Source organism: Ornithinibacter sp. (genome assembly GCF_035443565.1).
Lineage (GTDB): Bacteria > Actinomycetota > Actinomycetes > Actinomycetales > Dermatophilaceae > Fodinibacter.
This window is the reverse complement of sequence record NZ_DAORSO010000002.1, coordinates 50,771-59,508: the sequence shown is the minus strand read 5'-3', so window position 1 is coordinate 59,508 and position 8,738 is coordinate 50,771. Positions and strand designations below refer to the sequence as shown.

At 71.1% G+C, this 8,738-nt stretch carries 11 protein-coding genes; 3 read left to right on the top strand and 8 right to left on the bottom strand.

Features of this window, described 5'->3' with window-relative positions:
- Positions 1-242: 242 nt before the first annotated feature.
- The 8 genes from PLL68_RS00655 to PLL68_RS00620 all read right to left on the bottom strand — a co-directional run bounded on the left by PLL68_RS00655 (position 243) and on the right by PLL68_RS00620 (position 7,493).
- Positions 243-1,022, bottom strand: coding sequence for a TSUP family transporter (locus PLL68_RS00655; RefSeq protein ID WP_324530661.1), 780 nt, complete (start codon positions 1,020-1,022; stop codon positions 243-245).
- Between the two features lie 7 nt (positions 1,023-1,029).
- Positions 1,030-1,785: an HAD family hydrolase gene (locus PLL68_RS00650; protein WP_324530659.1), complete on the bottom strand. Its 756-nt coding sequence runs from the start codon at positions 1,783-1,785 to the stop codon at positions 1,030-1,032.
- Positions 1,782-3,551, bottom strand: coding sequence for a proline--tRNA ligase (locus PLL68_RS00645; protein ID WP_324530657.1), 1,770 nt, complete (start codon positions 3,549-3,551; stop codon positions 1,782-1,784). Before PLL68_RS00645 ends, PLL68_RS00650 begins: the two co-directional genes overlap by 4 nt.
- 183 nt (positions 3,552-3,734) lie before the next feature.
- Entirely contained in the window at positions 3,735-4,529 is a 795-nt protein-coding gene (locus tag PLL68_RS00640) for a sulfite exporter TauE/SafE family protein (RefSeq protein WP_324530655.1), read from the bottom strand.
- A gap of 16 nt (positions 4,530-4,545) precedes the next feature.
- Complete coding sequence (locus PLL68_RS00635; RefSeq protein WP_324530653.1) at positions 4,546-5,448, bottom strand: GNAT family N-acetyltransferase; 903 nt, start codon at positions 5,446-5,448, stop codon at positions 4,546-4,548.
- An 85-nt stretch (positions 5,449-5,533) separates the two neighbouring features.
- Positions 5,534-6,379, bottom strand: a complete 846-nt coding sequence (locus tag PLL68_RS00630; RefSeq protein ID WP_324530651.1) for a GNAT family N-acetyltransferase — start codon at positions 6,377-6,379, stop codon at positions 5,534-5,536.
- A gap of 38 nt (positions 6,380-6,417) precedes the next feature.
- Complete coding sequence (locus tag PLL68_RS00625; RefSeq protein WP_324530649.1) at positions 6,418-6,963, bottom strand: hypothetical protein; 546 nt, start codon at positions 6,961-6,963, stop codon at positions 6,418-6,420.
- On the bottom strand, positions 6,960-7,493 hold the full coding sequence (locus PLL68_RS00620) for a superoxide dismutase family protein (protein WP_324530647.1): 534 nt from the start codon (positions 7,491-7,493) through the stop codon (positions 6,960-6,962). The genes PLL68_RS00625 and PLL68_RS00620 overlap by 4 nt, the downstream gene beginning before the upstream one ends.
- A gap of 166 nt (positions 7,494-7,659) precedes the next feature.
- Here PLL68_RS00620 and PLL68_RS00615 point away from each other — a divergent pair, with 166 nt between their 5' ends.
- The 3 genes from PLL68_RS00615 to PLL68_RS00605 are packed head-to-tail and all read left to right on the top strand — an operon-like array spanning position 7,660 to position 8,682.
- Positions 7,660-7,851, top strand: a complete 192-nt coding sequence (locus PLL68_RS00615; protein WP_324530645.1) for a hypothetical protein — start codon at positions 7,660-7,662, stop codon at positions 7,849-7,851.
- On the top strand, positions 7,805-8,053 hold the full coding sequence (locus PLL68_RS00610) for a sigma-70 family RNA polymerase sigma factor (RefSeq protein WP_324530688.1): 249 nt from the start codon (positions 7,805-7,807) through the stop codon (positions 8,051-8,053). Before PLL68_RS00615 ends, PLL68_RS00610 begins: the two co-directional genes overlap by 47 nt.
- Positions 8,050-8,682 (top strand): hypothetical protein, encoded by a 633-nt coding sequence (locus PLL68_RS00605; RefSeq protein ID WP_324530643.1) that lies wholly within the window; start codon positions 8,050-8,052, stop codon positions 8,680-8,682. Before PLL68_RS00610 ends, PLL68_RS00605 begins: the two co-directional genes overlap by 4 nt.
- Positions 8,683-8,738 lie beyond the last annotated feature (56 nt).

The window sequence follows — 8,738 nt, the reverse complement described above, 5'->3', positions numbered from 1 at the left end:
TGCCGTGGGGTGGGGACGGCAACGTGTGGCTGCCGCCCTTCGCCGTCCTCTGGCTCACCACCCCCTGACCCTGACCAGGAAGGGAACCCGGGCAACCGAGCGGCCAGAACTTCTCCGCCGTCACTGGGATGACGGAGAAGTTTGCCGGTGGCGGAGAAATTTCTCCGCCCGTCTGCATCAACCCCGCCATCACTGTGATGACGGAGAAACTCGGATGCCGGGTGGCCGGCATCCGAGTCGCCTCACCAGGCGCCGAGGAGGTCTCCGGCGATGCGGATGATGAACGCCCCGACGACGATGATGAACACGACGCGCACGAAGCCGCTACCCTTCGCCACCGCGGTTCGGGCCCCGACGTACCCGCCGAGCAGGTTGGCCACGGCCATCACGCCACCGACCACCCACATGACGTGGCCGCCCGGGATGAAGACGGTCAGGGCCCCGAGGTTGGTCGCGAAGTTGGCGATCTTGGCCTTGGCGCTGGCCTCGAGGAAGGCGTAGCCCATGAGCCCGACGAGGGCGAACACCATGAACGAGCCAGTCCCCGGGCCGAGCGCGCCGTCGTACACGCCGATGACGAAGCCGGTGAGCATCGCGAAGACGGTGTGCCGACGCCCACTGAAGCGCAGCGCCGTCGACTCTCCCAGCGACGGCTTGAACAGGGTGTAGGCACCGACCGCGATGAGGAGCACGAGGATGATCGGGTAGAACGCCGCCTTGGGGATGTGCAACCCGATGAGGGCTCCGACCACCGCGCCGACATAGGCCACGCCGGCCATCGGCAGGGCGGTGCGAAGGTCGGGCTTGACCCGGCGGTAGTACGTCACCGACGACGTGGCGGTGCCCCAGATCGAGCCGAACTTGTTCGTCGCGAGGATCTGCGCCGGCGTGGCCCCGGGCACCCCGAGCAGCAGCGCGGGAAGCTGCACGAGCCCACCCCCACCGACGACCGCGTCGATCCACCCGGCCAGAAAGCCCGCGAGGCCGAGCAGCGCGATGACCTCGACCCCCGGGTCGCTCACGGGCGGGTCACGCGGCCGTCCAGGCGTCGACCAGGGCGAGCACGTCGAGCAGCTCGTGGGCCCGGCCGTCGGGCACGGCCGTGACCTCGACCCGCTGGTTGGCGGGGATGTCGGAGTGCGGGATCCAGATCGCTCGCATGCCGACCTGCTGCGGGCCGTGCACGTCCTCGAAGATGCGATCCCCCACGTAGACCGACCGTCGCGGGTCGACGTCGAGCTCGCGGCAGATCGCGCGGAACGCCTCCGGGTGCGGCTTCACGTGGTCGAGCTCGCTGGAGTACAGGTCTGCGTCGACCAGGTCGAGCACCCCGTCACGCTCGAAGATGCCCTGGTGGTACTCGCGCGACCAGATGGTGTTCGAGAGCACCCCCACCTTGATCCCCCGAGCGCGCAGCCCCTCCCACAGCGGCCGCACCTGCGGGTCGGTGTGGGTGTGCGGCTCCCAGAAGCCGCGGTAGGCCGCGAGCGCCAGGTGGTGCCGGTCGTGCGCGGCATCGATCCCAGCAGCCTCGAGGATGTCTGCCAGCGCGGCCGACGTGTGCTCGTCGCGACCCCTCGTCCAGGCAGCGCTCTCGACCTCGAGGATGCGGTCGGCGAGCCGGTGCGCCTCGTCAAGATCGGCCTGCGAGACGTCCGGGGAGTCAACGGGGATGCCGTGGACCTCCCGCGCGAAGACCCGCCACTGCTCGGGCAGGTCAACCTCGTGCCACGGGGTCAGCGTGCCGCCCCAGTCGAAGACGACCGCGTCGACCGGGTGGCTCATGCCTGCCCGATCTCCGCGAGGATCTCCTGCACCGCTGCGTCGACCGCGACCTCGCGCCGCTCCCCGGTGCGCCGGTCCTTGACCTCGATGACGCCCTGCGCCAGCCCACGCCCGATGACGACGATGGTCGGGACCCCGATGAGCTCGGCATCCTTGAACTTCACACCCGGGCTGGCCTGGCGGCGGTCGTCGAGCAGCACCGCCACACCGCGCGCCTCGAGCGCACGAGTGAGCTCTTCGCCGTAGGTCGCGACGGTCTCGTCCTTGCCGGTGACGACGACGTGCACATCGGCCGGGGCGAGAGCGCGGGGCCAGATGAGGCCGAGCTCGTCGTGGTTGCCCTCGGCGACACAGGCCACGGCCCGCGAGACACCGACGCCGTACGAGCCCATCGTCACGGTGCGCAGCTTGCCGTTCTCGTCGAGCACCTTGAGGTCGAGCGCCTCGGCGTACTTCGTGCCGAGCTGGAAGATGTGCCCCATCTCGATGCCGCGGGCGCTCTCGAGCCCGTGACCGCACGACGGGCAGGCGTCGCCGTCGCGCACCTCGGCCGCCTCGATGGTGCCGTCGCCCTCGAAGTCACGGCCCTTCACGAGGTCGAAGACGTGCTTGCCAGAGATGTCGGCGCCCGTGATCCACGCGGTGCCGTCGGCGACGCGGGGGTCGAGCAGGTACCGGATGCCGGTCGACTTCTCCAGACCCAGCGCGCCGGGGCCGATGTAGCCCTTGGCCAGCGTCGGGTAGTTCGCGAAGTCCTTCTCCTCGAACGCCTCGACGCGGGCGGGCTCGACCTGGGCACCGAGGCGCTTCTCGTCGACCTCGCGGTCGCCGGGCACTCCGATGGCCAGCGGCTCGCGGGTGCCGTCGGGCAGCACGAGCATGACGACGACGTTCTTCAGCGTGTCGGCAGCGGTCCAGGCCCGCCCATCCGCCCGGGGGTGGTCGGCGTTGGCGGCAGCGACCAACGTGTCGATGGTCGGGGTGTCGGGGGTGTCCTCGACGTGCGCGGCGGGCAGGGAGGTGACGTCCACGGCATCCGGCGTCGGGACGCGCACGGCCTCGACGTTCGCGGCGTACCCGCAGTTCACGCACCGCACGTAGGTGTCCTCGCCGTTCTCGGCGGTGGCGAGGAACTCCTCGGACTTCGAGCCGCCCATGGCCCCGGCCATCGCCTGGACGATGACGTAGTGGAAGCCGAGCCGGTCGAAGATGCGCACGTAGGCGTCGCGGTGCAGCTGGTAGCTCTTGTCGAGCCCGGCGCCGTCGATGTCGAAGGAGTAGGAGTCCTTCATGACGAACTCGCGGCCACGCAGGATGCCGGCGCGCGGGCGGGCCTCGTCGCGGTACTTGGTCTGGATCTGGTAGATCGACAGGGGCAGGTCCTTGTACGAGCTGTACAGGTCCTTGACGGTGAGGGTGAACATCTCCTCGTGGGTGGGGCCGAGCAGGTGGTCGGCCCCCTTGCGGTCCACGAGCCGGAAGACGTTCTCGCCGTACTCGGTCCAGCGCCCACTGGCCTCATAGGGCTCACGCGGCAGCAGCGCCGGGAAGAGCAGCTCCTGGCTGCCGATGGCGTCCATCTCCTCGCGCACGATCGTCTCGACCTTGCGCAGCACCTTCAGGCCGAGCGGCAGCCAGGTGTAGACACCGGGGCTGACGCGCCGGATGTAGCCGGCCCGCACGAGCAGCTGGTGGCTCGGGACCTCGGCGTCCGCCGGGTTCTCGCGAAGGGTTCGCAGGAACAGGGACGACATGCGCATGGCCACGGGAGGGCTCCTCGGTGCGGTCGGGTCGGTCGGGCAACCTGCCAAGGATAACGACGTCAGCGGATGCCGTGCGCGCCGCCTCGGTTGACGCGCACCTCCGCGCCCCACCCCCGGTCGAGAGTAAGCGAATCGCCGTCTCGCCGCGGATGCAGACGGCGATTCGCCTACTCTCGACTGGAGGGGTCAGGCGGTGAGGGCGCTCTGGCCGAGGACCAGAACCCCCATGACGAGGACGAACCAGCCGAAGCCCTGACGCAGCCGGTCCTGCGGCACCCGGCCCGACAGGAGCGCACCGCCGATGCTGCCGAGCACGGCCATCGCGGTCACGGCGGCCGCGAGCCCCCAGTCGATCGACACCGACGACAGGTAGCCGGCGAGGCCCGCGAACGACTTCATCGCGATGACGAGCAGCGAGGTGCCGACGGCCACCGGCATGGGCAGCCCACCGAGGAGCACGAGGGCGGGGACCACGAGGAACCCACCGCCAGCGCCGACGAGACCGGTGACGAGGCCGACCACCACCCCCTCGAGCAGCACGAGCTTGACGGGCAGCTCGCGCACCGAGGCGCTGCCGCCAGCGTCACCGGCAGCCGACCCCGAGCCCGGCCCAGCGGCATCCTGCCTGGCCCGGCCCCTGATCATGGCGACCGCCGTCGCGACCATCATGAGCGCGAAGGCCACGAGCAGGACCGTGCCGGGGATGAACTCGGCGATCCTTCCACCCGCGTAGGCCCCTGCCATCGCCGCGGCACCGAAGATCGCGCCGGTCCGCCAGCGCACCCGTCCTGCGCGGGCGTGCGGCACGAGAGCCGCGAGGCTGGTCACCCCCACGACGAGCAGCGACGTCGCGATCGCCTCCTTCGCGTCGAGCCCAGCGATGTACACCAGCAGGGGCACGGTCAGGATCGAGCCGCCACCCCCGAGCAGGCCCAGGGCCATCCCGACGAGCACGGCGAGCAGCAACACCACGGGAGACATGAGCCCAGCATACCCCCTAGGGTATGTCGCTCGGGACATCCTTGCCCTGGATGGGCCCCACCTGCTGGTAGCGCGCCCGCACACCCGAGTCCAGGAAGCCCAGCGAGCGGTACAGCGCGCGGGCACTCGGGTTGTCGACGTTCACCGCGAGCCAGGCCTGCTCGTAGCCGGCCTTGCGCAACGTCCGCAGCGACCGGACGACGAGGTGCGCACCGAGCCGCTGGCCCCGCCACTCGGGCACCACCCCGACCTGATCGATCCAGTTGTCGGAGATCGTCACGAACCCCGCCACGTGTCCGTCCTCGTCGAGCGCCACCCGCGAGAGGTCGGGGTGGAAACCCTCGTCCTCCTCGACCGACCTGACCCACTCAGCGAACGGGGTGTCAGGGAAGCCCGGGCGGTTCGCGAACGACCGCGAGTAGGCGGCGTGGAAGAGGTACTGGGTGTCCGCGGTCCACGGGTAGGTGTGCACCTCCGCGGGCCGCACGATGCGCGGGACCTCGACGAGCGGGCGACGCATCACGTGCTCGGCGAACGTGCGCTCGAGGCCGAGGCGTGCCGCGAAGGCGTCGGACTCTGGTGACGCGGTCTCGGCGACGACGCGCATCGGCCCTCCCCCGGCCTGGGCGAGCCACCACTTCAGCAGCTGCTCGCCGATCCCCTGCGAGCGCACCGACGGGTGGACCAGCGCCGTGACCGAGCGGGTCGCCGACGCGTCGAGGAAGGCTCCGGCCGCCGCGATCAGCTCACCCGTCTCATCGCGCCCGCCGACAGAGTGCCCGGAGAGGAAGAGCTGGCGCAGCATCGGCTCGGTCGCCAGCAGCGGCAGGCCACCGTCACGCTCGAGGCAGCACTGGGCCAAGTGGGTCAGGGCAGGAAGGTCACCCTCGGTGAGAGGCTTCCAGTCCAGGGTCGACATGCCGGGCTCAGCGCACCGGGGCGGCGACGGGGCGGATGCGGGCTGCGTGAGCCATACCCCATCCAACCACTACCGGCACGGGCCCCTACAGGAGCACCGTCGCGAAGTCGCCCGCGTCACGGAACCCGAGCCGTCGATACGTCGCCCGTGCGGCCGTGTTGAAGTCGTTGACGTAGAGCGTGACCAGTGGCGCCGGACCGAGCATGACCTGCTCGACGACACTCGCGAGCATCGGCGCCGCCAAGCCCTGGCCGCGCAGGTGCGGCGCGAGCCACACGCCCTGGAGCTGGGCGCAGCCGAGCGCAAGGCTGCCGATGTCCGTCTTGAAGACCACCTCACCGTGCTCGATGACGACGTAGGTGTGGCCGCGCTGGGCCAGGGTCGCCAGCGAGGCCAGGTAGCCCCGGGAGCTCCCCCGGTAGGGCGGGTAGCCGATCTCGGCGGTGAACATGTGCTCGGCCGCCGGCAGGACGAGGTCGACCTCGTCCACGCGCGCCGGGCGCACCCGCTGGTCGATCTGGACCCCCAGCGTCGACGGCAGTCGGTCGGCGACGAGCAGGGGCTGGCGGGTTCGGATCGCTCGCGCGGGCCCCCAGTGGGGCGCAAGGTGCGACCAGAGCCCCTCGACCTCGTCGCGGCGCCCGAACAGTGACGCGCAGCGGCCCTTCCAGCGACGGACCCTCTCGGCGATCAGGGCCTGGCTCTCGGGGGTGGTGGCCACCGGGACGACGTTGGCGCTGGCCCAGCACAGCGAGGTGAGCTCACCGTCGACGCGGTGTCCGAGCACGCTCATCAGCGACCCGGTGCGGGCCCCCTCGAGGATGCGCGCCGCCACGAAGACACTGCCCGGGAGGTCGCGAGAACACAGGTCCAGGGCGTCGTCGCGGTCAGCGAGCGAGAGGGGCCTGATCGGGGAGCGCGTGCGCAGCACCCTGCCAGCGTAGGCGCGACGTGGCCTCGTCCACCGGCTTATCGGCCGGAAGGTTGGCCGACGAGGGTGGGGCTGGTAGCGGACGGGTCGAGAGGGAGCCGCCGCGCGGCATCCACCGGCCAGCGGCGAACGAGCTCACGTGCCGCCCACCCCATCACCGCGAGGCAGCCGGTCATCACGGCCACACCCAGCCACTGCCGCACGGACATCGAGAGCCCGAGGTCCTCGACGACGACGCCCCACAGGGTGAGCCCGACGAGGGCCGCACCGGGCAGTCGCAGCCACCGACGGCGGTCGAGCAGCATGACCACCCCGACGACGCCGGGCGCCAGCAGGACCCCCGCCGCGGCGAACAGCAGGACGAACGGCAGTCCGAGCAACCGCCACCACCGGCTGCGCCCACTGAGCCGCTGTTGCCGCACGACCGCAACCAGCCCTCCGACCACGGACGCCGTGCCGACGATGTACAGCGTTCCCGACCAGGTGAACTCCGGGGACACCGTCATCAGCCGCATGAACCCCCGCGCCACGACTCCCCAGACGAAGCCTGCGACCATCCCGACGGCGGACGCTCGCAGGGTCACCACTGGACCGGGAGGCACGCGAGCCGAGCGCCGGCGAGCCCCGTGTGGTGGTCGGTCGCCAAGGCGTGGATGACGACCGAGCGGTCGCCCGGGAGAGGGATGAACGGCACGGATGCCGTCGCGGTGCCGGCTCCGTCGTCGACCGCGAAGTCGAGCCACACTTCGGTGTCCTCGCTGATCTCGGGCGTCGGGTCGCCCGCGATGACGTCGGTGTTGTAGTGGCCGAGGGCCGCGGCCCCGTCGCCGGCGACGCACGGGCCAGCGTGCAGGTGGGCGCCGAAGGTCTGGCCGTCGGCGCCGTGGATGCCGCGCACACGCAGCACGGTGTGCGACCCGCCTGCCGAGGCGACGATCTGCACGACGGCATGGGCCCCGTCGAAGGGGCCGGCGGCCGCCTGCAGGTCCGACAGGCTGCCCCCTGCCCGTACCAGCGGCCCGCGCGGGTCGGCCAAGGCTGGGGCTGTCAATGCGCCGGCGGTGAGCGCGAGAATTGCCGGCACGGCGAACGCGCGGCGGGAGGTCCTGATCATGGTGATCCCCTTCGGTCGGGCCCGCAAAGGTGCGGACACCCGTAGGACGGCTCCGGATGCCGCGTCGGGTGACGTCCCCCCGGTCGCCGAGGTGCCGAAACATCCACCGGAAGTTCGGCACCTTCACGTGTCACCCCGCGTGCCGTCTCACTCGTCTGTCCGAGTGATGGAGATCGCCTCGCACGACCTGATGGGCGGGCTCGCGGGCCTGACGGACGGGTCCGCGGGGCCGGTCGACGTCGCGGCCATGTTCGACGCCGAGGCAGCCTCACTCACCCGGCTCGCGCGCTTCTACGTCGACGACAAGACCGCTGCTGTCGGCCCAGCCCGATGCCCCCTCGGCGGCCGAGACGGCTGAGGAGCACGCCGAGCGGGCGGCCGTGGTCCAGGCCCTCCGGGCTCTGCCCCGCCGGCAGCGCGACTGCGTGACCCTGCGCTACTACTACGACCTGCCGATCGCCGACATCGCCGCGACCCTCGGGTTGTCGGTCAACACCGTGAAGACGCACCTGCACCGAGGGCTCGAGGCCCTCGGCACCACCTTGGAGGCCCAGCGATGACCCACCTCGAGGACCGCATCACCAAGGCCCTGACCCAGTCACCGACCAGCCCCTCCCCGGACCTGTTCGACCGGGTCGTCGAGAGCATCGACGCCGACCGCCGGCGGCGACGCGCCGGCATCCGCGCGGCTTCCGCCGCCGTGGCCGTCGTGGCCGTGGCGTCCACCGCAGTCCTCACCTTGACCCCCCGCCGGAACGGAGTGCTCGAAATGCCCTGGTGGATCCTCGAAGTGGCAGTCGTCCTCGTCCTCATCGCGATCGCGGTGTGGCTGGGGCCGTTCATCAAGCGGTTCGGCCGCGCCTATGCCGCTGATGTCTTTCACGACAACCCGCTGACGGGCAAGAGCTACATCGTGCTGACCGACATCGTGTACTACCTGATCTTCGCGGCATACATCCTGTTCATGGTGCGCTTCGCGCCGCAGGAATCCTGGGGCAACGAGGTCTCCGGACTGGTCACGGCGCAGCAGTTGGCGTCCTCGGCAGCGCGGGTGGGCGGCATCCTGCTCGTCATCGGCCTCCTGCACGGGATGAACATCGTGCTCATGCCGGTGCTCGGGCGACTGTTCTCCCTCAACCGCCGGGTGCCGGGGTCCCGGACTGGGAGCCACCAGGAGGCCGACTGGTGACGCCCCGGCGTGGCGTCAGCCGACGGTGACCGACGGCGCGCCCGCCGACTCCTCGT